This window comes from Streptomyces sp. Je 1-332 (assembly GCF_040730185.1).
GTDB lineage: Bacteria > Actinomycetota > Actinomycetes > Streptomycetales > Streptomycetaceae > Streptomyces.
Window position 1 is genome coordinate 209,280 of the sequence record NZ_CP160402.1, and the last position, 26,053, is coordinate 235,332.

Below are 26,053 nucleotides of genomic sequence, written 5' to 3' on the forward strand. Positions count from 1 at the left end.
GGGGGTGAAGGAGCTGGCAGCGGTAAAGCGGCTTCTGGGCATGCCGGAGAGGCCCTGATCGAGGGCCCGCCCGGCGGAGTTACCCCGAGGACGTAGCTGCCGTGTGCGGTCGTCATCAGTGTCGGGACGAGAGCATCAATGAGTCCAACACATGATTGTCACGCGATGGATCTCGTATCACGATGGATCCATGGAGCTCCAGCAGATGCGGTACGTGATCGCCGTGGCCGAGACGAACAGCTTCACGAGGGCTGCCCAACGGTGCCTCGTGGTCCAGTCCGCGCTCAGCCACCAAATCGCGCGCCTGGAGAAGGAATTGGGCGCGAGACTCTTCGAACGCACCAGCCGCCGCGTCCGGTTGACCCCGGCGGGCGCGTCCTTCCTGCCCGCCGCCCGCCAGTGCCTGGACGCGGCAGAGCGGGCCGCGGCCGAAGTCGCGGCGGCCGTCGGGGAGGTGCGCGGACGACTCTCGGTGGGGCTGATCCCCAGCGTCGCCGCGGTGGACGTCCCCGCCGTTCTCAGGGAATTCCACCAGCGCCATCCCAAGGCCCGGATCAGCCTCAGCGTGGGGGCGAGCGACGAGCTCGTCGAGCAGGTCAGGCAGGGCGAGATCGAGGTGGCCTTTCTCGGCATCCCCGTCACGGCCCGCCCCCGGGGCGTCATGGCCCGGAAGCTGGCCCAGGAGCGTCTTGTGGCCGTGGTCTGTCCGGACCACCCACTCGCCGACGAGACCTCGGTCGACCTCCGTCGGCTGTCCTCGGAGGTGTTCGTGGACCTCCCGGCGAAGACTGCCGGCCGGGCCCAGTCCGATCTGGCCTTCACCGCCGCCGGCCTCACCCGGGAGGTCGCCTTCGAGGTGACCAACGCGGACTACCTGGCCCGTCTGGTCGGCGCGGGCCTGGGCGTGGCCCTGCTCCCGCCCGCATACGTCGCGGGCCTGGCCGGACTGGCCACGATCGAGGTCACGGACGCACCGTCCCGCGCCGAGTACGTGATCTGGGGCCGGGAGAACCGCACCCCGGCGGCCACTGCCTTCCTGGAGCTACTGGGCATCGAGGAGGAGTAGGCCGGTCTTTCGCAGCCGCTTGTTATAGCCGGGCTGGTTGGGGGGGGCAGGTACGGCAACGGATGCTGCGGGCAGCTCATCGCTATGGATGCCGCATGCCGTGAATCGACGCCGACCATCGCTGCTCCGTAATGACAGCCGGGATGCATGTCGCGATATAGCACTAGTCTTTCTTCTCGCGCCGCTGCCTGCGTCGCGAGAACGACGTCGACAGGACCAGGACGGAATCATGTCGGGAGAGATCTCGCCCACCGGGAAGGGCTCCGGCCACGACTCGTCGCCGGAGCTGAGGGCCTCTCATGCGGACCGGGACCGGGTGGTGGACGTGCTGCGCATCGCGGCGGGGGACGGCCTGCTGGCCGCGGACGAGTTGGACGAGCGCCTGGAAGCTGCCCTGTCGGCGCGGACTGTCAGTGAGCTGACCGCGCTGACCGCTGACCTGCCGGCCGTGTCCGCTTCGAGCGGCACGGCCGGGGCGGAGGTCAAGGACGTACTCCAGATCAACGCGGTCCACAGTGGTGCGGTCAAACGCGAGGGGCGCTGGGTGGTGCCGCGGAGGCTGGAGCTGGTCACTGCGTGGTGTGATGTGACGCTCGACTTCACTGAGGCAGTGATCACGCAGGACACTTTGCGGATCGAAATGAGCACGGCAGGCAAGAAGCTGACGCTGATCACCAAGCCAGGCATTGTGGTCGATGCCGATGCCCTGGGCCTCGTACACAGCAAGATCAAGATTCGCCAGGCTCCAGACCACGGGACGCCGATCACGCTGCGCGTGGAGCTGGTCGGCACGACCATGCACGGCCGCGTCGTGGTGCGGCCCCCGCGGCGGACGTTCGGGCAGTGGCTGCTACGTAAGCCCGCCTCACTGCCCACAGGCGATTGACTCCATCACGGGGAGCTGTCGGCGGTGGTCCGGACGGTATGGGGCGGGGCTCAGCGGTCGGATCGCCCGGGAGCAAACACCAAGCAGCGGACCAAACACTCAGTCAAACGGCGACGGAGAGCAGATCCACCACGAAGACGAGTGTCGAGCCCGCCGGGATCAACGGCGAGGGTGACTGGTTGCCGTAGCCGAGGCGCGGGGGAACGATGATCTCGCGTCGGCCGCCGACCTTCATCCCCCTGACCCCGCGGTCCCACCCCTTGATGGCCTTGCCGCCACCCACGGCGAACTTGAACGGCTGGCCCCGGTCCCAGGAAGCGTCGAATTCCTTTCCGGACGCGAAGGTGACCCCGACGTAGTGAACCCGGACGACCCTGCCCGGCTTCGCCTCGAGCCCGTCCCCCACGACAAGGTCGCGGACTGTCAGTTCGGCGGGAGCATCACCCTCCGGAAGATCGACCTCGGGCTTCGTCAGTTCACTCATTGCAGCCTCTTTCTCTCGCCGCCGGAAGCCCTCATACAGACCAGCCAGGCGCACGGTCACTCTAAGCGGTAGATCATGATGCCGTCGTGAAGGTTGATCTCCTGGAGTGCTTGATGGAGCCCGCCGCCGGGCCTATGCCGTACGCCCGTACGCCCGTACGCCGGTGTACTGGAGACATGCCCGTCGAGGAGCAACCGTCAGAACCTGTCGACGCGAGCCCCACCGACCCAGCGGTGATAGGCGTCCACGTCGACGTTGCTGCCGCACACGATGGTGACGACGTGTCGGCCGGCGAAGCGGTCACGGTCTTCGAGGACCGCTGCGATGCCGAGGGCGGCCGACGGTTCGACGACGAGTCCGGCGTGGTCGAGGAGCAGCCGCATACCGGCGATGATCGACGCCTCCTGGACCACGACGGCGTCGTCAACGACCAGCAGGAGGTCGTCCAGGACTGCCGGGATGGGTCGTCGGCCTGCGACGCCGTCAGCGATGGTGTCGGTCAAGTCGGTGGTGACAACACGTCGTTGGTGCCACGAGCGCGTCATCGCCGGTGCGCCCAGCGGCTGGACACACATCACCTCGACTTCCGGTGCCAAGGCCTTGATCACATGCCCCACGCCGGTGGCCAGCGCTCCGCCGCCGAGTGCGATCAGGACGGTGTCGAACGACGGCGCGGTGTCGACCAGTTCCAGGCCGATGGTCGCCGCTCCCTCGCAGGTCTCGATGTCGAGGCTGTCTTCGACCAGCCGGATGCCGTCTTGCCGCGCGATGGCCGCGGCCCGCTCGCGGGCCAGCTCGTGGTCGCCGTCCACCAGCTCCAGCCTTGCGCCCAACGCGCGGATGCGATCGAGCTTGGCCACCGTCGCGAAGCGGGATGCCACGACGGTCACGTCGAGCCCCCGGCCGCGACCGGACCAAGCGAGGGCCTGGCCGAGATTGCCCGCGCTGGCGCACACCACGGCCGGCGAGGCATCGTCGGCCAGCAGGCTCGCGACCAACTCGGTGCCGCGTGCCTTGAAGCTGCGGACCGGGTTCGCCGTCTCGAGCTTGATGCTCACCGTGCACCCGAGGTCGGGTTCCAGCGCCTCGCAGCGGTACAGCGGAGTATCGAGAAAAATCGGGTCGATCACCCGGCGAGCCGCCCGGATCCGAGCGGTATCAAGGCGCGTCTTCTCCGTCACGACACAGCAGCGTAGCTGGGCTGCTCAACCGCACGCTTCGACGACCGGACTCCTCGGACCAGGTGACCGAGCCGAGGCCGTGGCCGTGGTCGCGTGCGCGGGTGACGATGCTCTCCAGGTCATCGACGTCGACCGTAAGTTCCCACTGCGGGGTGGATGGCCCGGGTCCGCGCGTGGCGATGAAATCGGCGCCGTAGGGGGCAATGACTCAGTCGAAGCATCCGCTGGGGTGGATCTCCGGGCGCAGGGGCCATCCCCCGGGGGGCCTGGACGTGCCCGAGCAGCTGCCGCCGAGGCCCCCGGCAAGCCCGAAAAACCGCGAGCCATTTGGTCACAGCCCCGGCAGGATGCGCTGCGTGAACCATGTTCTGTGCGGTCTGGCTGCCAATGCCGCCCTGCCATCCGCGCTCGTCGACCAGCTGATCGAGGTGGCGGACGCGGAGATCGCCGCGGACCTCGCTCGTCGCGCGGACCTCGGCCATGCGCAGGCAGCTGCCCTGGCATCCCGCGTTGAGGAAAGCGCTGCATGGCTGGCGTACGAGGGCCATCTGACAACCGCCGACATCGATCCGGGCGCCCAACCGCACGCCGCGCTCGCCCTCCTCTGCGGGGGTGTTGGCAGCCCACGGTGGGCGCGCCTCCTCGCGGCAGATCCAGACTTCGAGCACCGGGAGAAGCTGGCTTCCTGTTCCGGCCTCCCCTCCGATGTGGTGGAGACGCTCGCCGCTGACGCGGACGTACGGGTCGTCGCGGAGCTCGCCTTGTGGACCACCCTTGAAGTCGCCGCAAGGCTCGCGGGGCATCCGCACGCCGAGGTCCGCCGCGCGGCAGCGGCGAACCAGGCGACGCCCCCATCTCTGCTGGCGGCGCTGCTCACCGGCGAGGGCCGGCCCTCGGCGCTGCGCTGCCGGGTATGTGACCGTGAGGAGATCCCGTTCGTGCACGACCCGCATTGCCCGCGCAACGATTGCGATCTGCTGCCGGGTGACTCCTGCGACGGCAGTCACGAGTCCACCGTGCACACAACGCAGCAGATGGCACTGCAGAACCCGGCAACACCCACTGAAGCCGTCATCCGCTTCGTCAATCACCCTTCGGCGCTGCTGCGTTGGGCGCTCGCCTCTCGCTCCGATCTGCCGTCGGAGGTGTACGGACAGCTCGCCATGGACCCCGACCCTGGTGTCCGGGCCGACCTCGCCGAGAACCCCGCGATCGCGGAGGCTTTGATGCGGGCTCTGGCCGCCGACCGTGGCCACGATGTGCGGCGTCGGCTCGCCCACAACCCGCGCGTGCCGCTCGATGTGCTCACCCGCCTGGCGAGCACCACGAAGATCGGCGCCATCTTGCTGCCGCGGATTGCCGCCGCTTCTTGCGGCGAGGTCGAGGAGCTGGCCCAGTCGCCGGAGTCGGCCGCGTGGTTGCTCGTGGCTCGACGACGCGATCTGCCGGCCGCGATCCGCGACGAGCTGGCCACCCACCCCGACGCGAAAGTGGTCAAGTGCATCGCCTCACACCCAGGCCTGTCCGAAGCGCAGTTGCGCGCCATGGTCGCCCGGCACGGAGTGCGTGTCATCGCCGAGGTGGCGGCCAACCCGGATGCGACTGCGGCTCTGCTGGAGGATCTGACCCGGCACGAACCCCCGGCAAAGAAGGTGTTTCGCGAGGTCGCCCGCCACCGCAACGCGACGGGACCAGCGCTGCAGAACTGCCTGGCAGACAAGCGGGCACGGCCCCTGGCCGCCGGCCATCCAGCCCTTCCGCCGCACGTGATCACGGAGCTGCTCACCGACACCGACTGGCGGGTGGCGCAAGCCGCAGCCGCCAACCCGTCGCTACCGTTCGCCGTGATGTCGGCGCTGATGCCCCAGCGGCAATCATGCGGCTCACCAGACGAAACGCCCAGCGATGCCCGGCTTCCGCGCCGTGCCACCCGGCACCGGATCGGCGAGCAGCCCCTCCGCGCTCCGGAGCCCGGCACCGCGGAGAACCGGTCCACAGCCTGAACGGTCGTTGACCTGTCGAAAGGACCTCATGTCAGCCGTTGTTGTCGTCGGTGCGGGAATCATCGGCTCCTCGGTCGCCTACCACCTGGCCCGTCGGGGCGTCCCGGTCACCCTGCTCGAGCAGGGGCCGGCACCGGCCACGGGGGTCACCGGAGACTCCTTCGCCTGGATCGGCGGCTCGGGAGGCCACTGGCCCGGCGGGGCGCGAGACCTCCGCGAGTACGTCCGGGCGGACTACCGACGCCTGGAGGACGAACTGCCCGACGTTGCCCTGCGCTGGACCGGCTCGCTGTCCTGGGCCGACGCACCGGCGCCTGACCCACTGCCGAGGCCGGGCCAGTTCCGTATCGGACGAAGTGACATCGCAGCCCTGGAGCCCAACCTTCGACACCCACCCCGCCAGGCCATCCACACCCCGAGCGACGCAGGCGTCGACCCGACGGCCCTGACCCACGCACTCATCACAGCCGCCAAGGCGCACGGAGCAACCGTTCTCTACGAAACCGCGGTCACCTCTTTGCCGGTGACCAACGGACGCGTCGAGGGGGTACTGACCTCGTCCGGACTCCACTCCGCCGCAATCGTCGTACTCGCTGCCGGAACCAACGTACCCACGCTCTGCGAGCCGCTGGCGGCCGACCTGGCCATCGCCGCTTCTCCTGCCACCCTCGCGCGGGTCGCAGCACCGTCCGGCCTGGTCAAGACCATTGTGGCCAGACCGGATTTCGAGGTCCGCGAGGTACGGGACGGGGAGCTCTTGCTGGTCGTACCGCACGTCGAAGGCTCAGCAGCAGCGTTGGCGCAGGCCGCCCAGGACGCGCTGCAGCACCTGAAGACGGCCTTCCAGGGCAGCGACCAGTGTCATCTGCTGGGCTACCGCACCGCCAGGCGCCCCATGCCCGCTCACGGTCCCGTCATCGGATACGCGACACACGATCGGTCCGTCTACGTCGCCGTCATGCACTCCGCCATCACATTGGCGCCCACCGTCGGACGCCTCATCGCAGACGAACTCGTGACCGGCAGGCCCGTATCCGAGCTGAAGCGGTGCCGCCCGCGCGGCCACTGACATCACTTCTCGACGACCCTCGTCAAGGAGAATCGCCGAGGAAATCTGAGCTCAGTCAGATTTGCAGCCCCGCAGTCCATGGAGTGGTGAGTGTCGGAGCAGCCGTGGAAGGTTCAGGCGTCCGCAGGTGCGGTGTCGAGGGCAGCCGGGGCGAAGCCGGCCTCGGCGAGGACGTCGGCGGCGACTCCGCGACCGACTTGGGCGAGGCCGATCAGCAGGTCGTCGCAGTCGATGCGGTCGCAACCCTTCTGCTCGGATCGCGCCTCCGCGATGTCAATGGCCTTGCGGGAGTACGGAGTCCAGGCGATCCGTTCGGCTGCCTGGGACGCCCCCATGCTCAGCCGCGTCCCGACTGCCCGGTGGACCGCCTCCGGTGAGACGTCGGCCGTCCGCAGGAGTCGGGCGGCGCTGTTGTCCTGCGCGGTCAGCCCCCAGAGCAGGTGCTCGGTGCCGATGTAGTTGTTGCGGTGGTGCACCGCCGCCTGCTTGACGTGGACCATCGTCTCGCGGAGGTCGTCGGTCATGGCCTCGGGGGTGTAACGCTTGTGCGGGGCGTGGAAGCGTTGCTGGACCGCCTGCCGGGTTACGCCCAGGGCGGTGCCGATGTCGGTCCATGAGTTGCCGTGCATCCGGCAGTGTTCGACGTAGTCCTCGACCAGGTCGTCTGCCAGGGCCTGTAGCTGGCCCGCGAGTTGGGCCGCGACGGTGAGCAAGGCGAGCCAGTCGGGCTGGTCTTGTCCGCCGGGGCGGTGCGCGGTGTCGCACCTTCGGTCGACTTCCGCGATGAGATCGTCCAGGTCTGGAAGAGTCATAAGGCAAGTACGCCTTGACGTTTCCAAACTGTCAAGACTTACTTGCGTTTTCTTTTCGCACGGCATTCCAGTCCGAGGTTGAGTGTGATCCGCCGGGCTTCACCTCGGGGCCGTGCTACCGACCCGACATGCGGGCTGCGCGGAGCCTTGTTGGCGAACCGTTGGCGGGCCGGGCGACGATGACCTTGTGGTCGGCGAGCGTGTCACCCCTCTGGGGTGGAGCACACGCCGAGCAACCGCCGGTCCATCGAACCGAACGCCTGGTTCCGGTGGACTCACGGGCGTAAGAACTGCATCGGCCTGGACCGATGCCAATGAGGGGAAAGCATGAATCTGAATCTGCGCCGCACCCGGCCTGAGCCGCTGTCATCCGCGAGCAGGAAGGCCGTGTCGGCCGCGCTGGTCGGCGCAACCATCGTCGGCGCGACGGTACTGACCGCCTCCCCGGCCTCCGCGCTGAGCTGGAAGTGCAAGACGAGTTCCACGACGATCGACGACGCGGGCTACTCCGGCCCCTGGGGCGACAACTGGGACTTCACGGTCAAGAACTGCGTGGCCCGGTCCGGCGGTTACGTCTACGCCAAGGCCACGGTGAGCTGGGACGCTCCGCCGTGGTACTCCGGAACCAACCTGTCGGAAACCTTCGACAGCGCCCACTTCCGGCTGTACATCACCCACCCCGACGCGGGCACGGACACCATCCTGGGTACGAAGACCTTCTACATCCAGGACAACCTGGCGGGCATGAACGGCAGCGGCAACGGTTCGTGGAGCACTTCCACGGCGAAGAAGTACGTGGGCAGCAAGAGTGCGTACGCCGATGGCGCACTGAAGCTCAACTGGGACGAGGACGGCAAGGGGGTACGCCACTACGACTTCAGCGGCACCCGCTCGGTCTGACGCCGGTGCTGTTGACGCGGGCGTACAGCCAACGCTGAACGTCTCGCGCCGTCCCGGCCGCCTGGTCCGCGGCCGGGACGGCCCGGCGCGCGGGCACTGGCGCCGCGGAGAGCATCCGGGCCACGACCGGCGGGGCCCGCCCTCGCGGCGGCGCACGGCCGCAAGCAGCGGCGGTAACAGAATTCGCCGGAATACTTCTCCTGGTTCATGCGGGGCTGGTGGGCTTGCCGCGCTCAACTCACCGATCACAGGAGGCGCGCGTGAATCTCGTCGTCAACGGCGACGCGGAGAGCGGGGCCGGCGGCACCGCCGACCCCGTATCGAAGGTCCACGGCTGGAAAGTAACTCAGGGAGCCCCGGCGCTCATCGCCTACAGTCTCGGCGGTGGTTACCCGACCGCGTCGGACCCCGGCCCGGCCAGCCGCGGCAGCCGCTTCTACTCGGGCGGCAACAGCCCGCGCACCGTATTGGTGCAGGACATCGATCTGCCGAGGAGCGGCCCCACCGGACGCGGCGCCGTCGACGGGGGCAAGGTCCGCTACACGCTGGCCGGCTGGCTCGGCGGCTTCGCAGCACAGGAGGACGGTGCGCGCCTGTCCGTGGAGTTCCGCGATGCCAAGGGCACGCCTGTCGCCCTCAGTGTCCTGGGACCTGTCGGCGCGTCCGACCGGCAGGGCAAGACCGGGCTCCTAGAGCGCACGGCCGAAGCCGCCGTGCCGCCCACCGCTCGCTCGGCGCGGGTCCTGCTCGTCTTCACGCGCAGCGGCGGCGGCACCTCCAACGACGGTTATGCGGACGCCCTTTCCCTCACCCTCACCGCCACCGGAGAACGCCGATGACCGTCAACCGCCGTGACCTGCTCAAGTCCGCCGCGGCGGCCGGCGCTCTCAGCCTGGCCTGGCCGCTCGCCCCGGGGCTCAGCCCGGCGCAGGCCCGCGAGGCCGCCGAGAACCTCGGTGCCGAGTACGACCGCGCGCCCTTCACGCTCGGCGTCGCCTCCGGTGATCCGCAGCCGCACTCCGTGGTCCTTTGGACCAGACTCGCGCCCGAACCGCTCGCCGCCGAGCAGAAACTTCCCGAGGTCGTCGAGGTCGAGTGGGTCCTCGCCAAGGACGCCCGGCTGCGCCACGTCGTCGCCCGGGGCACGGCCCCCGCCTCGGCGACGCTCGGCCACAGCGTGCACGTCCCGGTGAGCGGCCTGACCCCCGGCCGCCACTACTGGTACGCGTTCAAGGCGCTCGGTAGGACATCCCGCGTGGGGCGGACGAAGACGGCGCCGCTCGGCCGCGTCTCCAAGGTCACCTTCGCGGCCGCCAACTGCCAGGCGTTCCACGACGGTTTCTACGCCGCCCATCGCGGCATAGCCCGCGAGAACCTCGACTTCGTCGTCCATCTCGGCGACTACATCTACGAGCACGGCCAGGTCGGCGGCGTACCCGAGGAGCACGTACGCGATCACGACGGCCCGGAGATCCTCACCCTCGCCGACTACCGCAAACGACACGCTCTCTACAAGGGCGACAAGTCACTGCGCGAGGCGCACGCCGCCCACCCGTGGTTCTTGACCTGGGACGACCACGAGGTCTTCAACGACTACAGCGGTACCGGGGGCGGCGCGCCGTTCATGCGGCGCCGCGCGGCCGCGTACCAGGCGTGGTTCGAGCACATGCCGCACCGTGACTCCTTCGGCGGCTCGGCGCTGCCCGACCCCGAGATCCACCGGGTGCGGCGCTGGGGCGATCTGCTGGAGCTGGCCGTCCTCGACCTGCGCTCGTACCGCTCGGCGCAGAACCTGCAGGACGGCACCATCCTGGGCGCCGAGCAGAAGACGTGGCTGAAGAAGACCGTGGACCGTGCCCCCGACGCCTGGCACGTATGGGCCAACTCGATCATGCTGAGCCAGCTGAGGGGTCGCCCTGGCGGCTCGTACATGTTCACCGACCAGTGGGACGGTTTCCTCGCCGAACGCGAGGAAGTTCTGGGGCATGTGCACCAGAGCGGTCTGGAGGACCTGATCGTCATCACCGGTGACTGGCACTCCGCGTTCGTCGACGACATCCGCACCGACTTCGACGAGCCGCAATCCCCCCTGATCGGCACGGAGTTCACCGCTCACTCGGTGACCTCCGGCGCGTACTCGGCCGACTGGAACGCCACCAACGGGCCGTTGATGGGCCAGGCCAATCCGCACCTGAAGTACTTCGAGGGCAATCGGTACGGTTACGACGTGTACGAGGTGACGCCGCAGCGGTTCAGCGCACACATGCGCGTCATCGACGACCGCCGCGACCCGCGCTCTCCCGTCAGTACGCTGACGACATTCCACGTGGACCGGGGCAAGAGCGGATCCTACGAGGACGACGCCACGAAGAACTCGCCCGCGCAGTACCGACGGGACTGAGACACACCGCCTGCCGGTGCCCCGGCCCCAACAGGCCGGGGCTCCGGCGGCCTTCACCTCACATACGGTCGGCGGCCCCTTGCCGTGATCGGCTTCCGCTCACACGGCCACGACGATCTTGCCCCGGGGGTGGCCCGCCTGCAGGTGCTTGATCGCGGCGGCGGCTTCGACGAGCGGGTAGGTGCGGTCGATGACCGGTGCGATGGTGCCGGCCTCGGCGAGATTCCTGAGGGTCATCAGGTCCTTGTGGCGCACCCTGGCGACGAGGCTGTGCAGGGTCTGCCCGAGGAACGGTGAGAGCGCGTATCCGCCGAGCTGGCGGCCCATGCCGCCGATCCAGTCGCCGCCGCCTTCGCCCCCGGCCATCACCAGGACGCCTTTGGGGGCCAGTACCCGGCGCAGCAGCGACAGCGGGCGGTTGCCGGCGGCGTCGAGGATGATGTCGAACAGCTGCTTGGCGTCGGTGATTTCCCCGCTGGCGTAGTCGATGACATCACTGGCGCCCAGGGCTCGCACGAAGTCCGCCTTGCCAGGGCCGCAGACAGCAGTGACGTCGGCCTCGCAGGAGACGGCGATCTGCATGGCATAGGTCCCGACGCCTCCGGATGCGCCGATGACAAGGACCTTCTGCCCTGGTTTCGGGCGTGCCTTGCCACTGAGGGCCTGGTAGGCGGTGACACCTGAGACGGGGAGAACCGCGGCTTGCTCGAACGTGAAGTTGGCGGGCTTGGGAGCGAGTTTGTCGGCCTTGGCGCAGGCGTACTGGGCCAAGGAGCCGTCGCCGACCCCGAAGATCTCCTGTCCCGGCTCGAAACGTGTCACCTTCGCACCGACCGACTCGACGACTCCTGCGAGGTCCCAGCCGCGAACCGGATTCCTGGGCTTGCGCAGCCCCAAGGCCAGGCGGGCGATGTAGGGCTTGCCTGTCATGAGGTGCAGGATGCTCGGGTCCACCCCGGCGGCACGCACCTGGACCAGCACTTCATCGTCCCGGGGCACGGGTCGGGCGATGTCGCGTACTTCCAGGCCGTCGGCAATGCCGTAGGAGTCCTGTGCGATGGCCTTCATGGGGGCCCTCCTGGTGGGGATACCGCTGCCCCCGAGCATCGCGCCGCTTCGACCTGCTGACCAGCCTCCGCGCCCCCCATTCGTCCCCTATATGTCACCCCTGACGGCGCGCACAAGCGGCGCGCCGCCCCGCGTCACCGCCGTCTCATCGCCATCAAGACCCCATTACCTCGCCGTACTTGATGGCCCCGTGGGGCAGCGCGAAGCCGAACGGGGTCAGTGACTTGCCCACCGGGTACGTCTCCTCGGTGCTGCTCGGCGCGAACCAGACGCCGCCCGACCTGGGCTCGCCGGCGTTCTCCCCGGGTGCGCTGACCGCGGTGTCCCACAGTCCGTCGCGGTTGTAGTCGCCGACGGCCACCCGGGCGCCGAAGCGGTCGCCCGCCTCGGCGGTGCCGGGCATGTTCGGGGTGCTCTGGCTGCGGGCCAGGCCGCCCTGGGGGCCGTGCTCCGTGCCGTTCAAGGTGACGTATCCGCCCGCGTCCTTCACGGCGCCCACGTCCTCGCCGGGTACGCCGACCACCAGCTCCGGACGGCTGTCGCCGTTCAGGTCGCCTGCGGACAGCGCGGCGCCGAAGTCGTCGCCGTCCTCCGCGGTGCCGCCGACATCCGGGGCGGACTGCGTGATGCACTCGTTCTCGGTGCCGAAGTCCGCGGTCTTCGAACCCTTGAGCAGGAGCACCGCGCCGCCGACGCGGTCCTCGCAGTGGGTGGTCTCCGACTCGGGGTTGGGCTGTACCAGGCCGACCGCCAGGTCGTCGGTGCCGTCCCGGTCGAAGTCGGCGGCGGCGAGCGCGCTGCCGCGGTCACCGTCGGCCCACCACTGGGCGGGCTCGGCCTGGTCGTCCCAGCGCGTGATGAAGGTGCCGGAGTCCTCCATGGCCTTCCAGGTGGTGGCCAGGTCGTCCCGGCCGTCGCCGTCGAAGTCGCCGGTGGCCAGGGCGTGGGTGCGGCCGCCCATGCTGTAACTGCGCAGGGTGGTCGTGGTCACCGGGTCGGCGGTGAGCGGGCCCGGCCTGAACCGGAGCGCGCCGCTCTCCTCGCCCTTCTCGCCGTACGCGAGGTCGGTGTCGCCGTCACCGTCGTAGTCACCCGTGGCGATGGTGTCGCCGATGCTGCTGAACTCGCCCCCGCCTCTGGCCACGGTGGTGCCCTTGACGTTCCCCGAGCCGTCCAGGACGGTGATGGTGCCCTCGTCCCTGAACTGTTCCGAGGTGAGCGACTCGCCGCTCGCCCCGACGACGAGCTCGAAGACGCCGTCGCCGTTGACGTCGACGGGCGCCACGGAGGAGCCGAAGCGGTCGCCTGCCTCGGGTGTGCCGGGGATGCCGGCCCCGGCCTGGCTGATGACGCCGGTGGACTGGCTCGGGCTCTGCGGGCCACCGTAGATCACGCTGACGTAACCGGCCTTGGCCTTGCCGTCCACCGTGGCGTTGGGCATGCCGACGGCGATGTCCGTGTATCCGTCGCCGTTGAAGTCGAACCGCGCAGTCGTCGCAGCCGCGGCGCTCCCGGCGAGCGGCAGGGTCAGACCGGTGGCGGTGAGTGCCGCTACGACGGCGGTGGCGGCCAGGGTTCGTACACGCACGTGGAACTCCGTTGGTCAGGGGAAACGCAGGGGAAACCCAGGGGAAGCGCTTGCGGGAGTGTGACTCACGAGGCGTACGAAGGGTTGTGCGAAGGTAGCCGCCCGGTGAACACGCCTTGCCTCAGGAAGACATCGGGCCGCGGCCACGAGCGGAGCGCTTGCTGCTGGCGGCTGTGCGGCGCCGAGCATGCCGCCGGCGGGGCTGAGCAGAGCCGAACTTCGTTCACCGGGCGGCCCACCGTCCGCGGCAACCGTCCTATGGTTGGCCGATGACCACACGCCCTGTCGACCGACCTGCCGATCTCGACGTCGTCCGTGAGTCCTATGACCAAGTGGCCGACACCTACGTCCACTTGTTGGCCACGACGGGCATGGGCGACATCCGTCGTCATCCCTGGCTCAAGGCATCGATCGATGCCTTCGCCGACACCGTCGGTGACCTCGGGCCCGTCCTGGACGTCGGCTGCGGTCCCGGCACGGTGACCGGCTACCTCGCCGAGCGCGGACTCGACGTATCCGGGGTGGACCTCTCACCCCGCATGGTCGAAAACGCGCGCCGTCTGCATCCGCAGTGCCGCTTCAGCGTTGCCTCCGCCACCGAGCTCGACCTCGATGAAGCGTCCCTCGGCGGCGTGCTCGGGTGGTGGTCACTGTTCAATCTCCCCCGCGACATCCTGCCGCAGGTCCTGGCCCTGTTCGCGCGCGCCCTGCAGCCGGGCGGGCACTTCATCACCGCCACCCACGTCGGCGAACAGGACAAGGTGCGCACCGAGGCGTATGGAGGAGTGCCCGTTCGCTGGACCACACATCAGTGGCGGCCCGAACAGCTCATCGACCTGATCGAGCAGGCCGGCCTCCGCCCCGTCGCCGAACTCCGCCTCCCCGCGAACGAGCAGGCCGGGCCGGGCGTGGTCGTCATGGCCGAGCGCCCTGCCTAGGGACCGCTGAGGTCCAGCGGGCGTGTTGTCAGTCCGGTACGAGGCCGCCGGTGAGATTGAGCTCGGTGGCGGTCATCGTGCGGGCCCAGTCGGAGGCGGCGAAGACCGCGGCGTTGGCCACGTCGTCGTAGCTTGGGCGCTCGGTCAGGAGTGCCCCGTCATCGGCACGGTTCTCCCCGCCGGGTGTGGGAGAACCGGGTGAGAGCAGCCAGGCGACGCGGATGCCCTGCGGACCGAGTTCCGCCGCGAGTTGCCGGCAGACGCCCGTGAGGGCGGACCACGCGATGTGCGAACCACCCAGGTCGGGGATGGTCTCGCGGCCTCCGGCCATGACGAGCAGGACACCGCTTCCACGGTGGATCATGTGACGGGCCGCGGCAGTGGCCGTGGTGAGCGTGGTCGTCACCGCCTTCGTGACCGGGCGGATCACATCCGCGACGGCCATGTCGACCAGCGGGCTGCCCTGCAAGTCGTCGTTGGCCGTGGCGTTGAAGCAGATGTCGATGCCGCTGCCCGCAGCCGCGACCGCGTCGGCATGGTGGTCGGCGGCCTCGCGGTCCGTCGCGTCCAACTGTGCGACGTGAGCGACCCCGCCATCGCCTCGGATGCGCCGTGCGACGTCGTCGAGGGGCGGCACGGATCGTCCGGTGAGGTGTACGGCAGCGCCTTCGCGAGCGAAGGCGCGAGCAACAGCCGCCCCCACCGCTCCGGAACCGCCATGGACGATAGCCGTCTTGCCGGAGAGCAGCACGGATCCCTCCTCTGTACGGAAACTGACGGACTGACAACTGTGCGGTTCAGAAGCGGGGCATCTACGGACCCCACCTGGATGTCGGGCACGGGGCTGAGAATAGTGGCCAGTCCTTCGCGGACGCGGGAAGCCGATGCGAACCACGACAGCGACCTGGTCAAGGAGTTCGAAGGGGGCGGGGGACGGACCTACTTCCGTCCTCGGACACCGTGCAGGACAGTGACCACTTGTGCCCAATCGGTGGTGCAGACGTACACAGGATCGGCGTGCCAGGTGAATGTCTTGGTTATCGTCGAGGGACAGTAAAGATTCTGCCTGCCGAGGGATTCCTGCGATGACGCTGACGCCAGAGAAACTCGCGGTCCTGTTCGCCGAGTTGATGGAGCTGGCAGCAACGGACCCACTCGACACGCAAAGGGTGCTGCGTACGTGCACACGCAGCGGTCGGCGCATCTACGGCTCCCACGGCGCACTCGTGCGCTATCGACCGTGCGGTGGGTCGGCCGGGCAGACGGACGGGACCAGCACCGCCCTGCAGGACCTCGCGGCCGATGCCCTCGCCTGGAACGAGGGACCCGGTCACGACGCGCAGGCCGAGGGCTGCCCACTGGTCGACGTGGATGTGACCGACCCGGGCGCACATGCGCTCTGGCCACGCTGGGCGCCGCGTGCCACGGCGCTGCGCTACGGCCGGGTGACGGCACTGCCACTGGCCGCTCACGGCAGCCCGGTCGGCGCACTCGTGCTGCTCGGCGCGCCGGGCAGTGCTCCGGCGGACGAGCAGCTGCTGGCCTGTGTCCATTCCCTGGCGAGCATCACCGCGCACGCGCTGTCGCTGCAACAGAAGACCTTGGAGAGCCGCGCCCAGGCCGCCCAGCTCCAGGGCGCGTTGACCAGCCGGGTCTTGATCGAGCAGGCCAAGGGCGCCCTTGCCGCGCGGCATGGTCTCACCACGGAGGAAGCGTTTCAGCTCTTGCGGCAGTACGCCCGCTCTCATCGACGCAAGGCCGCCGAGGTCGCCCGTGACGTCATCGACGGACGCATCGACCTGTCAGGCCAGGCGGACACGGAGTGGAGCGAGTAACACCCATACGGAGTGGTCCGAGGGACACGGCCGGACCTGTATGGCCGGGAGGCGCCTGCTGTCGTCGGGAAGTCCCGCCGAGACGCACGGGCAGACTCGCACGCGATGGGTACCTGATCTTGTATGGGTGACATTCTCGTGGGCACGTGCTCGTGGACCGACCCGGCGCTGGTGCGCAGCGGCTGGTTTCCGACGGGACAGCGAGACGCCGAGGGGCGGCTGCGTTACTACGCCGGCCGGTTTCCGGTCGTCGAGGCGGACGCGTCGTACTACGCCCTGCCACAAGAGCGCGTCAGCCGCCTGTGGGTGGAGCGGACGCCGGACGGGTTCACGTTCGACGTCAAGGCGTTCTCGTTGCTGACCGGGCATCCCACCCGGGAGTCGGTGATGCCCAACGGGCTGCCGGCCGACACCAAGGACCGCGGCGTGCTCGACGAGGTGTGGTCGCTGTTCGCCGCGGGAGTCGAACCGTTGCGGAGAGCTGGGCGGCTCGGGAGCGTGCTGTTCCAGTTCCCACCGTGGTTGCGTCCCGGGGACCGGGCCGAGCGGATCCTGGCGCAGACAGCGCGACGCACCCGCGACTGGCCCGTCTCCGTGGAGTTCCGGCACCCCGACTGGTGGCGTTCCGACCGGGATGCCGCGTCCACTCGCGCACTGCTCGCGGAGTACGGCATGGCCGCCGTAGCCGTGGACATGGCCCAGGGGTTGCCCTCTTCCCTGCCGCCTGTCACACCTGTCAGCACCTCTCGGCTGGCCGTCGTGCGATTCCACGGACGCAGCACGTCGTGGGGGCGGGGGACCAAGGAAGACCGCTTCCGGTACACGTACTCCGAAGATGAACTCACCGCGTGGATACCCCGGTTGCGCGAGCTCGCCGAGCGGGTTGAGCGGGTGCACGTGCTGTTCAACAACTGCTGCGGCCGTGCCTCGGTCGGAGCTGCCGAGCAGATGGACCGTCTGCTGCACGCGGACCGGTCGCGTACGTGACCGGTGGCAGGCCGGCTCGAAGGACGCACCTCACCGGCACGGTCGGCACCGCCATTGGGCCGACAAATGACGGACGCTCACGTCCCGTTGACGTGCGCCGCCCCACCCGCCAGGCTCGGAACGCACGTGCGCACCTCCCGCCCCTCCCCCACCCCTCATGGAGTGCTCTGATGCCCAGACGCACCGCACGGCTCGTCCTATCGCTTGTCATGCTCATTGCCGCCACCCTCGGCGGTGTCATCGCCACCGCCGGAACTGCTCAGGCCGACGGCTGCTACACATGGTCGCGCACCTTGTCCCAAGGGGCCTCGGGCGCCGACGTGACGCAGTTGCAGATCCGGGTAGCGGGTCACGCCGGCAACGGCGGCGTGCTCTCCATCGACGGCGCCTACGGACCGGCGACGACCGCCGCGGTCAAACGGTTCCAGTCGGCCTACGGTCTGGCTGCCGACGGCGTCGCCGGTCCGGCGACCTTCAGCAAGATCTACGCCCTCCAGGACAACGACTGCACACCGATCCACTTCACCTACGCCGAACTCAACACCTGCAACTCCACCTGGGCGGGCGGCGCGGTGAGCGCCACCACCGCGAAGTCCAACGCGTTGCGCACCATGTGGAAACTTGAGGCGCTGCGGCACTCTCTGGGCGACCAGCCCATCCGCGTGACCAGCGGCTTCCGCTCGCACGCCTGTAACGACGCGGTCGGCGGAGCGGCCGGCAGCCGCCACCTGTACGGCGACGCGGCCGACCTCGGCTCCGGCCCGCACTCACTGTGCCGACTCGCTCAGCAGGCCCGCAACCACGGCTTCAACGGAATCCTCGGCCCCGGCTATCCGGGCCACAGCGACCACACCCACCTCGATCACCGCCCCAGCCGCTTCTGGTCGGCGTCGAGCTGCGGCATCTGAACACGCCGGCGGGCGCTCCCGACCTACTCCCCGCTCAGGGAGCGCCTTCCGGTCAACTCCGCCGACTCCGTGACCTGCGAAGCGGCCGTTTCGACGATGGTCTGGACGAAAGCACGCAGCCGCGGGGTGTTCGCCGCGGCCGACCACAGGAGGCCGTACTCCACCGGCGGAGCATCGCTGAAGGGCACGTAGACGATGTCCGGGCGTGAGTAGTAGTGCGCCGCGCGTGCGCAGGTGGGGGAAACCCCTTTGCCCGCGGCGACCATGGTGAGCACCTCCTGCCAGGCGGTGGTCGACGGGCCGCGGGGGATGAGGCGTCCCTGCGGTGTGCGGTGGGGGTAGTGGAGGTCGAGGAAGTACTGGGGCTGGCCGGTGATCGTGATCAGAGGGGCATCCGCGAGATCCTCCACGGACACCGTCTCCCGCTCGGCGAAGGGGTGGCCGGCGGGGACGATCAGCGCGCGAGGCTCGGTGAAGAGGACTGGACCGTTCACGATGTCGGGCTCGTCGATCGGCAACTCGATGAGCTGAAGATCGCGGCTGCCGTCACGCATCGGGCCGAGCGGTTCGAGCAGGGGTGACTCGTAGATGTGAATCCGGCAGTCGGGGTGGCGGGCGCGGAAAGTGTCCGCGGCTGTCACGATGAGATTGCCGCACCACGCGGTGGCATAGCCGATGTGGAGCTCCCCGGTGATCCCCCGCCCGGCGGCGCTCGCGGCGGCCAGCGCCTCCTGGATGTGCTGGTAGCCGACGGCGAGGCCGTCCCTGAGCTGCGCACCGATCGGTGTCAGTTGGACATTGCGGCTGGTGCGCTTGAACAGTTCGGCGCCGATGACGCGTTCCTGCTTCTTGATCGCCTGGCTGACGCGGGCCGGGGTGACGTGCAGTCGGTCAGCCGTGCGGCCGAAATGCAGCTCCTCCGCCAGGGCCAGGAAGATCTCTATCTCCCGCAGCTCCACGCTCCACGCCCCCGCATCATGAACCGCTGTGTTAAGTGCCGTTGCAGGATACGACGTTGATCCGCCTTCCCGCGTTGTCGATGCTTGTCCGTGACGGCAGACGGCGGCGAAGAAGGGCTCAGTGCATGCACATCGCTGCGTAGAGGCTGAGGCGGAGGGGGGCACAGTTCATGGCACTGCCGCACCAGATGCTCCGGATTGGTCGGTCGTGAAGCTCGACGGCCGCGACGGCGTGGTGAGCCAGTTCGCGCCGTGGGTGCCCTCCGTCCGCGCCTGACTGCTCCTCAACTCCCCTGCGGGAGCGCTCGCTGCGGCGAGCGCGTGCTCAGCTGCGCCTGCGAGCGCCTTCCTGGCCCACCTCAGCCACGCGCCGTACTCAACCCTTTGCACCTACAGCCTTCAAACGGAGGGCCTCATGTCCTATGTCATCCCCACACACAGCATCGTGCCCCAACAGGGAGGTGGACACCTGACTGCCATCTCCGCCACCGGGCTGCGCAAGTCCTACGGCGACAAGACCGTACTCGACGGCATCGAGCTCACCGTCCCGGCGGGTACCGTCTTCGCGCTGCTCGGCCCGAACGGCGCTGGCAAGACCACCGCCGTGAAGATCCTCTCCACGCTCATCACGGCCGACGGCGGCCAGGCCCAGGTCGCGGGCCACGACATCGCCACCTCCCCGGACGGGGTACGCGCCGCGATCGGTGTCACCGGTCAGTTCTCCGCGGTCGACGGCCTGATCACCGGCGAGGAGAACATGCTCCTCATGGCCGACCTGCACCACCTCCCCCGAGGGGAAGGCCGCCGCGTCGCCGCCGAACTCCTTCAGCGGTTCGATCTCACCGAGGCCGCCAAGAAGCCCGCCTCCACCTACTCCGGCGGCATGAAGCGCCGCCTGGACATCGCCATGACCCTGGTCGGCAACCCGCGGATCATCTTCCTCGACGAGCCCACCACCGGCCTCGACCCCCGCTCCCGCCACAACATGTGGGCCATCATCCGGGAGCTGGTCTCCGGCGGGGTGACCGTCTTTCTCACTACCCAGTACCTCGAAGAGGCCGACGAACTCGCCGACCGCATCGCCGTGTTGAACGACGGCAAGATCGCAGCAGAAGGCACGGCCGAGGAGTTGAAGCGACTCATCCCCGGCGGCCACGTACGGCTGCGCTTCACCGACCCCGAGGCGCACAAGTCGGCCGCGACCCTCTTGCCCACGGCCGCTCGGGACGACCAGACGCTGTCCCTCCAGATCCTCAGCGACGGCACCCAACGCCAACTGCGCTCCATCCTGGATCGCTTGGACACCCTCGGCATCGAGGCCGACGAACTGACCGTGCACACTCCCGACCTCGACGACGTCTTCTTCGCCCTCACCGGTCCGACCACCCTCCCCAGCCAGCCCGCCGAGCAGCCCGCCCGAACCAAGGAGAACGCCCGATGAGCAGCCTCGCCCTCGCCGTCCGCGACTCGAACACGATGCTGCGCCGCAACCTCCTGCACGCCCGGCGCTACCCGTCGGCGACCCTGAACCTGCTCCTCGCGCCGATCATGCTCTTGCTGCTCTTCGTCTACATCTTCGGCGACGTGATGAGCGCGGGCATCAGCGGCGGCGGCGCCGACCGGTCCGACTACATCGCCTACATCGTCCCCGGCATCCTCATGATGACCATCGGCTCCACCGTCATCGGAGCCGCCGTATATGTCTCCATGGACATGACCGAGGGCCTCACGGACCGCTTTCGCACCATGAGGATCTACCGCGGCTCCGTGATGATCGGACACGTCGTCGGCAGCGTGCTGCAGTGCCTCGCCAGCGTCATCCTCGTCGGCACCGTCGCCCTCGCCATCGGTTTCCGCTCCACCGACGCCACCGTCCTGGAGTGGCTCGCGGCGTTCGGACTGATCACGCTGTTCGCCGTGGCGCTCACCTGGATCGCCGTCGGCATGGGCATGGCGAGCCCTAACGCCGAGGCAGCCGCCAACAGCGCCCAGCCGCTGATCCTGCTCCCCCTCATCTCCAGCGCCTTCATCCCCGCCGCCACGATGCCGGGCTGGTTCCAGCCCATCGCCGAGTACCAGCCCTTCACCCCGGCCATCGAAACCCTGCGCGGCCTCCTGCTCGGCACCGAGATCGGCAACAACGGCTGGATCGCCATCGCCTGGTGCACGGCCCTGATCGCACTCGGCTACCGCTGGTCGATGGCACAGTTCAACCGCGGCTCGAAGTAGCGCCCGGCTGGGCCAGCCAGGCGGTCAAGGAGCCGGATCGCGCCGCCAGTTGTCCAGTCCGGTGGCGGCCGTCGCACAGAGGCGCCTCGGCCCCCACTTCGAACCCGACGGAGCCGGCTCGAACCCGACGGCGACGACTTGAACCCGACGGAGACGGCAGGTGAACTCCGTACAACCAGCTCAGTCCTTCGACGGTCACACCAGACAGAACCGCACCCCAGAACAGAACCGCACCCCAGAACTGCACTCCGTCGACCGAGTGGGAGCCACCGTGCCTCGCAGCCGCCGCATTTTGACGTACGCCATCGCGGCAGCCGCTGCCGCCACCGCCGGGTTCCTGCTCCCGCCCGGTGCTGCCGCTGCCGCGCCCCGCAGCGCCGCCAGCGACTTCAACGGTGACGGTTACGCGGACCTAGCGGTCGGCGTCCCGGGCGGGACCGTGGACGGGCGGGCCAAGGCCGGGTACGTCAACGTCGTCTGGGGCGGGCCCAAGGGCGTCGGCGCCCATGGAAGCATCCGTGTCACCCAGGCCACCCCCGAAGTTCCCGGATCTCCGGAGGCGGGCGACCGCTTCGGGGCTTCCGTGACCCTGACCGACCTCAATGGCGACGGCATCGCGGAACTGCTCGCCGGTGCCCCCGGTGAGGACGTCACCGACCGCGGCAGCGACGCGGGCATGGTCACCGTCGTAGGCGGCTCGAAGACCGGGCCGGGGCCGGGGTCGACGGTCCTGACCGGGCCCTCGCCGTCGGCCGCGTACGGCACCTCGATCGCGGCGGCCGATCTCACCGGGGGCGGCAACAAGGCGATCGTGGTCGGTGGCACGGACAAGGTGGTCGCCCGGGTCATCCAGGGCGAGGACAGCCTGGTCACCACCGTGGTCGCCGCTCCCATGGGTGGCCGCGCCCCCGTTCTGGCCACCGGCGACTTCGACAGCGACGGCACGGCGGACCTGGCCGTGGCGTACTGGACCTCGGGGGTCCCCAGCACGCAGTCCCACGTACGGCTGTGGAAGTGGGACGCCGACCGGTCCGAGATGGCCAACTTCTGGAACACGGACAACGCCGGCGTGACCGCCTTGGCCGCCGGCGACTTCGACGGTGACGGTCACGACGACCTGGCGCTCGGCGAATGCCGTGAGATCGCCGACGAGAACATCGACGACCCGTGCGGTCCCGAGAACCTCGCCAAGGGCGGCGGCATCCACGTCCACTACGGAAGCACCGCGAGCGGCTCGTTCGGCGCCCGTGCGCAGACGCTCAACCAGGACACCGCGGGCGTGCCGGGGGCGGCCGAGGACGGCGACCGCTTCGGCGCCGCCCTCGCCGTCGCAGACGTCAACCGCGACGGCCACGACGACCTGATCGCGGGCGCTCCGGGTGAGGCCATCGGAAGCCGGGCGGGGGCGGGTGCCGCTTGGCTGGTGCGGGGCGGCGCTCAGGGGTTGGTCGACGCCAAGGGCGCCGCCCGTTCACTCTCCTGGAACCAGGACACGTCGGGTGTCCCGGGCGTGGCCGAGGCGGGCGACACCTTCGGCGCGGCGGTCGCCGCGGGTGACCGCAACGCCGACGGTGTACCGGACGTGACGGTCGGATCACCGGGCGAGAACTCCTCCCTGGGCGCCGCCTGGCTCTTCCCCCAGGGATCGGTCGGCGGCTCGGCGGCCTTCTCGCCCCGCACGCTCGGCCTCCCCTACCTCTCCACGGCACACGCGTACGGAAAGCCGCTGAGCAGCCACTGAACGTGGCGGCCGCGCCCCCGACATCGTTGTCGAGAGCGCGGCCCGCGCGGGACTCAACCCTGCCGGATGCGGCAAATCCCGCCGCATGGCTTTGCGTTGAGGTGTGTGTGCGTCCTACGGGGTGTAGACGGCGTCACTGCCGTACAACTCCCTCGTGAACGCGGAGACATCGGCGCTGCGATCGGTGCCGTCGAGGTTGTACGTCAGGTAGACGCCGTACCCGCCGCTGACGGTGCGGCGGGCGAGGTCGGCGGCCGTGCTCTGCGAGGTCCGGCCGATCTCGACGGCCGCCGGTGACAGCTTCGACTTGGGAAGTGCGATGCCGGGGACCTGCCAGGTGCCGTAGTACGGGTTCCAGGCGTAGTCGAACTTGGTGGAGATGTCGACGCCGTCGTAGGACAGGCGCGATGCGGCCGGGCCGATGTTGTAGAGGCTGATGATCTTGTTCGGCATGTTCGCGCGCAGTGCCGACACCAGGTGCACGAACGAGCTGGTGTTGGGCTGGCCGGTGCCGTTGTTGCCGTACTCGGCGTATTCGTCGTCGAAGTCGATACCGTCGAGTCCGTACTTGGTCACGGTGTCCGACATTTCCTTCGCGAACGCCGAAGCCGCCTGCTGCGAGGGGAAGTTGGCGAACCCGGCGCCCTGGTGGTTGCCGAGGACCGAGAGGACGACCTTGATGCCCTTCTGCTGCAACGGCCGTATCTCCGTGTCGGCGTTGTCGAGTACACGCTGCACGTTCTCGTTGAAGTGCAGATACGCCGACTTCTTGGTCGTGTCGTAGTTGATGTTCGCCGCGAAGATCACGGCTACGTCGAAGACGTTGTCGCCGCCGTCGGCAAGCGTGTACTTGCCGACGTTGCGCATGCTGTTGTTGTTCACCTCGACGTACGCCACCGAGGTCGGCCCTTGCTTCGCGGGAGCGGATGCGGGGGCGGGAGCGGGGCTGGGGGCGGGGGCCGCTGACGCGCCCGTCGTGGCGGTCGCGCCGAAAGCGAGGGCCGCGACGGCCGAGAGGGCGAGCGCGGCGGTCCGCACTCTGCTCCGTACCAGAGTGAACATCGTTGATCGGTCTCCCATCGCACGGTCGGCGCCCGACTCGTTCGGAAGCGCCGGTGAGCTCCCCGATCTTTTCGCTCCCGCGACCGAATCCCCAGAATCGTGCGTGAACTCTTCACGACTCCCACCCATGAATCCCCGGGGTTGTCTGTACGAACCCTGGGGCTAGTTGAAGACGTACCAGTTGACGGTGATGGCCGCGGTCTTTCCCGCCCCGTCCTTGACGGTGATCCGGCTGTTGTGGATGCCCCAGGCCGTGGGGGACCCGGAGATCGTGCCCGTGCCGACGTTGATGGTCAGGCCCGCGGGCAGGCCGGTGGCGGTGAAGGTGCGGGTTCCGGTGCCGCCGCTCGCGGTCAGGGGCAGGGAGTAGGGGCGGCCGGTGTAGACGGTCTGGTTGCCGGGGTGCGTCAGGGCGAGGGTGCCGCCTCCGGGTGCGCTGACGGTCCAGGTGAACGTGGTGCTGCCGGTCTTGCCGGTGGCGTCGGTGGCCGTGAGGGTCACCGTGCTGGTGCCCGCCGTGGTGGGTGTTCCGGTGACGGTTCCGGTGCCGGCGTCGATCCGCAGGCCCGCGGGCAGGCCCGAGGCGCTCCACTTGTAGGGGGCCGTGCCACCCTGAGCGGTGTTGTTCAGCGTGGCGCTCTGCCCCACCGTGCCGCTCTGGTCGCTCACGGCACCGACGGTGACGTCGCCGGGCTGCGGGTTGCTGGTGGCCAGAGACAGGTTCCACTTCTGCAGGGCTTCGTTGACCGGCTGGAAGATGGTGTTGGTCGTGCCGGAGCTGCCGCAGGTGGCGCTGCCTCCCCCGGAGTGCAGCCCCACGGCTCTGCCGCCGGTGGCCGTGACGTAGGAACCCCCGGAGTCTCCCCCGGAGGAGCAGGCATCCGTCCAGGAGAGGCCGTCGATGACGACGTTGCCGTAGTCGACGCTCTGGTTGACCTTGGTGATCTCTCCGCAGCGCCAACCGCTGGTCTGGCCGGAGCGGCAGACGCTCTGGCCGACGACCCCTTCGGCTGAGCCGGTGACCGTGACGTCGCCCTGCCCGTAGCCGGAGACCTTCGGGGAGAGGTCCCATCCGGTCTGATCGACGGCCACCAGTCCGAAGTCGCCCTCGCGTGCGTTGATGCTGTGGCTTCCGCCCTGGTTGGAGGTGCCGAGGCGGCTGCCGTCCTTGCCGTACGCGGGCTGGTTGGCGTCGTTGGTGCAGTGCCCGGCGGTGAGGAATCCCTTCGCTCCGCCGGAGGCGGTGACCGAGAAGCCGACGGAGCAGGGGCTCTCGCTGCCGGGTATCCATTTCTCGCCGCCGACGACGCTGCCCTGCTGCTGGCGCGGTGCGTCGGCGATCGTGGAGTGTCTGACGATGTCTCCCAGGCTGCGCAGCCGCTCCAGGAGGCGCTCGGTTTCCGGGGTGTGGCGGTCGGCGGCGGTGACGACGTCGATCCGGCCGGTGCGCTGGTCGACACCCCAGGAGACAACCCCGGGAACGTCGCGGACCTGGCCGCGGACCACGGCGAGGGCCTCGGTCAACTCACGCGGAGTGTAGGCGGTGCGGTGGGTGATGGCTCCGAGCCGTTCGGCGGTGGCCGCGTCCGCGGAGCCGTTGAGATTGACGTGCAGCTTTCCCGACGCACCGTCGAACCACATGCCGACGACCCGGTCACCGATGGTGGAGCGGATTCGGGTGGCCGCGCCCCTGGCTGCTCTCTCGTCGGCGAGGCGGGTACGCGCCTGTTCCGGCGTCAGGTTCAGGTCGCGCTGGAGTGCGGACAGGAGGCCTGGAGCCGGTGGAGGTGTGGCTGATGTGTGCTGCGCCGAGGCGAGTTGGGGAGACGCGGCGAGGGTGAGGCACGCGACGGTGCCGGCGATGGCAGCACGTAGCGTGGTGCTGCGAGGGGTGATGGGCACGGTGGGGCCTGCCTTTCTGTGGTGGCTGGGCTGT

23 protein-coding genes are annotated in these 26,053 nt (G+C 69.3%); 14 read left to right on the forward strand and 9 right to left on the reverse strand.

The features are described from left to right. The first annotated feature begins 190 nt into the window (after positions 1-190). Positions 191-1,066, forward strand: a complete 876-nt coding sequence (locus ABXJ52_RS01050; RefSeq protein WP_367038482.1) for a LysR family transcriptional regulator — start codon at positions 191-193, stop codon at positions 1,064-1,066. Between the two features lie 229 nt (positions 1,067-1,295). Continuing rightward, a complete protein-coding gene (locus ABXJ52_RS01055) occupies positions 1,296-1,952 on the forward strand; it encodes a DUF1707 domain-containing protein (protein ID WP_367038484.1) in 657 nt (218 codons plus the stop codon). 103 nt (positions 1,953-2,055) lie between these two features. Here ABXJ52_RS01055 and ABXJ52_RS01060 read toward each other — a convergent pair whose 3' ends face one another. Further along, a complete protein-coding gene (locus tag ABXJ52_RS01060) occupies positions 2,056-2,436 on the reverse strand; it encodes an FKBP-type peptidyl-prolyl cis-trans isomerase (protein ID WP_367038486.1) in 381 nt (126 codons plus the stop codon). 197 nt (positions 2,437-2,633) lie between these two features. After that, positions 2,634-3,617 carry a pyridoxal-phosphate dependent enzyme gene (locus tag ABXJ52_RS01065; RefSeq protein WP_367038487.1) on the reverse strand — a complete coding sequence of 328 codons (984 nt, stop codon included), beginning with the start codon at positions 3,615-3,617 and terminating at the stop codon, positions 2,634-2,636. 356 nt (positions 3,618-3,973) lie between these two features. On the opposite strand from ABXJ52_RS01065, the gene ABXJ52_RS01070 reads away from it, so the two are divergent. Both ABXJ52_RS01070 and ABXJ52_RS01075 read left to right on the forward strand, forming a co-directional pair. Then, entirely contained in the window at positions 3,974-5,620 is a 1,647-nt protein-coding gene (locus ABXJ52_RS01070; RefSeq protein WP_367038489.1) for a hypothetical protein, read from the forward strand. Between the two features lie 28 nt (positions 5,621-5,648). After that, positions 5,649-6,689, forward strand: a complete 1,041-nt coding sequence (locus tag ABXJ52_RS01075) for an FAD-dependent oxidoreductase (protein ID WP_367038490.1) — start codon at positions 5,649-5,651, stop codon at positions 6,687-6,689. A 113-nt stretch (positions 6,690-6,802) separates the two neighbouring features. Here the strand turns inward: ABXJ52_RS01075 and ABXJ52_RS01080 are convergent, their stop codons facing one another. Next, a complete protein-coding gene (locus ABXJ52_RS01080; RefSeq protein WP_367038492.1) occupies positions 6,803-7,501 on the reverse strand; it encodes a Clp protease N-terminal domain-containing protein in 699 nt (232 codons plus the stop codon). A 327-nt stretch (positions 7,502-7,828) separates the two neighbouring features. On the opposite strand from ABXJ52_RS01080, the gene ABXJ52_RS01085 reads away from it, so the two are divergent. The 3 genes from ABXJ52_RS01085 to ABXJ52_RS01095 all read left to right on the forward strand — a co-directional run bounded on the left by ABXJ52_RS01085 (position 7,829) and on the right by ABXJ52_RS01095 (position 10,802). Then, positions 7,829-8,401: a hypothetical protein gene (locus tag ABXJ52_RS01085; RefSeq protein ID WP_367038494.1), complete on the forward strand. Its 573-nt coding sequence runs from the start codon at positions 7,829-7,831 to the stop codon at positions 8,399-8,401. 260 nt (positions 8,402-8,661) lie between these two features. Beyond that, positions 8,662-9,240, forward strand: a complete 579-nt coding sequence (locus ABXJ52_RS01090; RefSeq protein ID WP_367038496.1) for a phosphoesterase — start codon at positions 8,662-8,664, stop codon at positions 9,238-9,240. Further along, a complete protein-coding gene (locus ABXJ52_RS01095) occupies positions 9,237-10,802 on the forward strand; it encodes an alkaline phosphatase D family protein (protein ID WP_367038498.1) in 1,566 nt (521 codons plus the stop codon). The genes ABXJ52_RS01090 and ABXJ52_RS01095 overlap by 4 nt, the downstream gene beginning before the upstream one ends. Before the next feature lie 99 nt (positions 10,803-10,901). On the opposite strand, the gene ABXJ52_RS01100 is transcribed toward ABXJ52_RS01095, so the two are convergent. Next, entirely contained in the window at positions 10,902-11,870 is a 969-nt protein-coding gene (locus ABXJ52_RS01100) for an NAD(P)-dependent alcohol dehydrogenase (protein ID WP_367038500.1), read from the reverse strand. Between the two features lie 154 nt (positions 11,871-12,024). Further along, positions 12,025-13,458, reverse strand: a complete 1,434-nt coding sequence (locus ABXJ52_RS01105) for an FG-GAP and VCBS repeat-containing protein (protein WP_367038502.1) — start codon at positions 13,456-13,458, stop codon at positions 12,025-12,027. Positions 13,459-13,727: 269 nt separating this feature from the next. Between ABXJ52_RS01105 and ABXJ52_RS01110 the strand changes: the two genes are divergently transcribed. Further along, positions 13,728-14,396 carry a methyltransferase domain-containing protein gene (locus tag ABXJ52_RS01110; protein ID WP_367038504.1) on the forward strand — a complete coding sequence of 223 codons (669 nt, stop codon included), beginning with the start codon at positions 13,728-13,730 and terminating at the stop codon, positions 14,394-14,396. A gap of 28 nt (positions 14,397-14,424) precedes the next feature. On the opposite strand, the gene ABXJ52_RS01115 is transcribed toward ABXJ52_RS01110, so the two are convergent. Beyond that, the gene (locus tag ABXJ52_RS01115; RefSeq protein ID WP_367038505.1) at positions 14,425-15,147 is read right to left on the reverse strand and encodes an SDR family oxidoreductase; all 723 of its coding nucleotides are present in this window, start codon (positions 15,145-15,147) and stop codon (positions 14,425-14,427) included. 334 nt (positions 15,148-15,481) lie between these two features. On the opposite strand from ABXJ52_RS01115, the gene ABXJ52_RS01120 reads away from it, so the two are divergent. The 3 genes from ABXJ52_RS01120 (at position 15,482) to ABXJ52_RS01130 (ending at position 18,126) form a co-directional block, all read left to right on the forward strand. After that, positions 15,482-16,231 carry an ANTAR domain-containing protein gene (locus tag ABXJ52_RS01120; RefSeq protein WP_367038506.1) on the forward strand — a complete coding sequence of 250 codons (750 nt, stop codon included), beginning with the start codon at positions 15,482-15,484 and terminating at the stop codon, positions 16,229-16,231. A 123-nt stretch (positions 16,232-16,354) separates the two neighbouring features. Further along, positions 16,355-17,218 (forward strand): DUF72 domain-containing protein, encoded by an 864-nt coding sequence (locus ABXJ52_RS01125; protein ID WP_367038507.1) that lies wholly within the window; start codon positions 16,355-16,357, stop codon positions 17,216-17,218. Between the two features lie 170 nt (positions 17,219-17,388). Beyond that, positions 17,389-18,126, forward strand: coding sequence for a D-Ala-D-Ala carboxypeptidase family metallohydrolase (locus tag ABXJ52_RS01130; protein WP_367038508.1), 738 nt, complete (start codon positions 17,389-17,391; stop codon positions 18,124-18,126). Positions 18,127-18,149: 23 nt separating this feature from the next. Here the strand turns inward: ABXJ52_RS01130 and ABXJ52_RS01135 are convergent, their stop codons facing one another. Further along, entirely contained in the window at positions 18,150-19,085 is a 936-nt protein-coding gene (locus tag ABXJ52_RS01135) for a LysR family transcriptional regulator (RefSeq protein ID WP_367038510.1), read from the reverse strand. Positions 19,086-19,500: 415 nt separating this feature from the next. On the opposite strand from ABXJ52_RS01135, the gene ABXJ52_RS01140 reads away from it, so the two are divergent. From ABXJ52_RS01140 to ABXJ52_RS01150, 3 genes are all read left to right on the forward strand, one after another. Beyond that, positions 19,501-20,526, forward strand: coding sequence for an ATP-binding cassette domain-containing protein (locus tag ABXJ52_RS01140; protein WP_367038512.1), 1,026 nt, complete (start codon positions 19,501-19,503; stop codon positions 20,524-20,526). Continuing rightward, a complete protein-coding gene (locus tag ABXJ52_RS01145) occupies positions 20,523-21,314 on the forward strand; it encodes an ABC transporter permease (RefSeq protein ID WP_367038514.1) in 792 nt (263 codons plus the stop codon). Before ABXJ52_RS01140 ends, ABXJ52_RS01145 begins: the two co-directional genes overlap by 4 nt. 271 nt (positions 21,315-21,585) lie before the next feature. Beyond that, a complete protein-coding gene (locus ABXJ52_RS01150) occupies positions 21,586-23,055 on the forward strand; it encodes an FG-GAP-like repeat-containing protein (RefSeq protein WP_367038515.1) in 1,470 nt (489 codons plus the stop codon). 114 nt (positions 23,056-23,169) lie between these two features. Here the strand turns inward: ABXJ52_RS01150 and ABXJ52_RS01155 are convergent, their stop codons facing one another. Both ABXJ52_RS01155 and ABXJ52_RS01160 read right to left on the reverse strand, forming a co-directional pair. After that, positions 23,170-24,117, reverse strand: coding sequence for an endo-beta-N-acetylglucosaminidase H (locus ABXJ52_RS01155; RefSeq protein ID WP_367038516.1), 948 nt, complete (start codon positions 24,115-24,117; stop codon positions 23,170-23,172). Between the two features lie 162 nt (positions 24,118-24,279). Beyond that, a complete protein-coding gene (locus ABXJ52_RS01160; protein WP_367038518.1) occupies positions 24,280-26,019 on the reverse strand; it encodes a putative Ig domain-containing protein in 1,740 nt (579 codons plus the stop codon). Positions 26,020-26,053: the final 34 nt, after the last annotated feature.

Coding starts and splice junctions, on each gene's coding strand:
- ABXJ52_RS01050 (WP_367038482.1), top strand. CDS start 191: ATGGAGCTCCAGCAGATGCGGTACGTGATCGCCGTGGCCGAGACGAAC.
- ABXJ52_RS01055 (WP_367038484.1), top strand. CDS start 1,296: ATGTCGGGAGAGATCTCGCCCACCGGGAAGGGCTCCGGCCACGACTCG.
- ABXJ52_RS01060 (WP_367038486.1), bottom strand. CDS start 2,436: ATGAGTGAACTGACGAAGCCCGAGGTCGATCTTCCGGAGGGTGATGCT.
- ABXJ52_RS01075 (WP_367038490.1), top strand. CDS start 5,649: ATGTCAGCCGTTGTTGTCGTCGGTGCGGGAATCATCGGCTCCTCGGTC.
- ABXJ52_RS01080 (WP_367038492.1), bottom strand. CDS start 7,501: ATGACTCTTCCAGACCTGGACGATCTCATCGCGGAAGTCGACCGAAGG.
- ABXJ52_RS01085 (WP_367038494.1), top strand. CDS start 7,829: ATGAATCTGAATCTGCGCCGCACCCGGCCTGAGCCGCTGTCATCCGCG.
- ABXJ52_RS01095 (WP_367038498.1), top strand. CDS start 9,237: ATGACCGTCAACCGCCGTGACCTGCTCAAGTCCGCCGCGGCGGCCGGC.
- ABXJ52_RS01100 (WP_367038500.1), bottom strand. CDS start 11,870: ATGAAGGCCATCGCACAGGACTCCTACGGCATTGCCGACGGCCTGGAA.
- ABXJ52_RS01110 (WP_367038504.1), top strand. CDS start 13,728: ATGACCACACGCCCTGTCGACCGACCTGCCGATCTCGACGTCGTCCGT.
- ABXJ52_RS01120 (WP_367038506.1), top strand. CDS start 15,482: ATGACGCTGACGCCAGAGAAACTCGCGGTCCTGTTCGCCGAGTTGATG.
- ABXJ52_RS01125 (WP_367038507.1), top strand. CDS start 16,355: ATGGGTGACATTCTCGTGGGCACGTGCTCGTGGACCGACCCGGCGCTG.
- ABXJ52_RS01130 (WP_367038508.1), top strand. CDS start 17,389: ATGCCCAGACGCACCGCACGGCTCGTCCTATCGCTTGTCATGCTCATT.
- ABXJ52_RS01140 (WP_367038512.1), top strand. CDS start 19,501: ATGTCCTATGTCATCCCCACACACAGCATCGTGCCCCAACAGGGAGGT.
- ABXJ52_RS01145 (WP_367038514.1), top strand. CDS start 20,523: ATGAGCAGCCTCGCCCTCGCCGTCCGCGACTCGAACACGATGCTGCGC.
- ABXJ52_RS01155 (WP_367038516.1), bottom strand. CDS start 24,117: ATGTTCACTCTGGTACGGAGCAGAGTGCGGACCGCCGCGCTCGCCCTC.